2 protein-coding genes are annotated in these 1,112 nt (G+C 48.1%); both read left to right on the top strand.

Translation table 11 applies throughout. The features are described 5' to 3' along the window. On the top strand, positions 1 to 446 hold a 446-nt coding region (locus Q0341_RS14210), incomplete at its 5' end, for a hypothetical protein (RefSeq protein ID WP_299514627.1). A gap of 2 nt (positions 447 to 448) precedes the next feature. Then, positions 449 to 1,030 carry a hypothetical protein gene (locus Q0341_RS14215; RefSeq protein WP_299514629.1) on the top strand — a complete coding sequence of 194 codons (582 nt, stop codon included), beginning with the start codon at positions 449 to 451 and terminating at the stop codon, positions 1,028 to 1,030. Positions 1,031 to 1,112 lie beyond the last annotated feature (82 nt).

Raw genomic sequence — 1,112 nt, forward strand, 5'->3', positions numbered from 1 at the left:
GTCAAAACGGCGTGGGCTTGATCAACAGCATTCAAAACGCCACCAGCTTTGTGTCTTGGAATGCCAGTGGTCTGCACTATGTGATCTTGGATGAGGTGGACTTGCTCACAGACGCAGCCAAGGCATCTTTCAAGGCCCTAATGAACCGAACCAATGTGGTGTTCATCATGACCACCAACCATTTAAACGAGGTTGATGCGGGCGTTCAAAACCGAAGCGTATTGATTGACATGAATGTGCCCCCACCGCAGCACTGGCGTCCTATTCTTCGCCGCATCTACACACAGTCAGGTTTGGTGGCACCGCCAGACGCCACACTGGACCAAGTGGTTCAAGCTGGCCGAGGGTCTGCACGATCAATATTCAGCGATGTGGTCATGAGCGCCAACCAAGCGCGCAAAGCTGGCCAGTCGAATGTGATCAAAATTTCAAACATCCGGAGCTGATTATGAAATACCCACAAGGCTACATTTTTTTGAATGAGAAAACCAAACTGCCGCCACTGGACATGCTGGAGAAAAGATTTCCAGCAGGCGCTGACATTTATGTTCGCGGGGTCAGCAAAGCATCCAAAGTCTTAGATGACCGAATTGCTTTGCTTGAAGAGCTGCATCGGTATGCGATGAAGAAAAGCGATTACCAGATGCAGAGCGTCGTCTTTTGCGGAACTGCAGTAAGCGATTTCTTTTTGATGTCTAGTCAAGGCAACATACTGAAAGTTTATTGGATTGACTCATCTGAGCAGGCACAAAAGCTCAAAGAACTTTCAAAATACATCCGCTGCGCTTTGCAGGTCAGCCATCACATTTACAAATTACAAGACGAATACGCGTCACTGGCCAAATACATTCACAGAAAAACTGGGCAGTCACTCGTAGGCGATACAGAGATTGAACGATTCTTTATTGGCAGAAATTGGGGCACAACGTCTGAAGCTGAAATCCACATCCGCCAAATTGCCAAGAATGAAACGCGTGCGGGTGTGCTTCGACGCTTTGACCTAGAAAGCGAGACGGAAACATTGCCCTAAGTTTTATGTTGTCAACCTCTTTTGGCGATCTTATTGCACTTTGGTGGGTGGTTGTAAATCCGCCAGGGGCCAAGATCCCCAG

Source organism: uncultured Limnohabitans sp. (assembly GCF_937889215.1).
Lineage (GTDB): Bacteria > Pseudomonadota > Gammaproteobacteria > Burkholderiales > Burkholderiaceae_C > Limnohabitans_A.

Excerpts from the sequence above, each read along its gene's own strand:
- Q0341_RS14215 (WP_299514629.1), top strand. The coding sequence starts at position 449 with ATGAAATACCCACAAGGCTACATTTTTTTGAATGAGAAAACCAAACTG.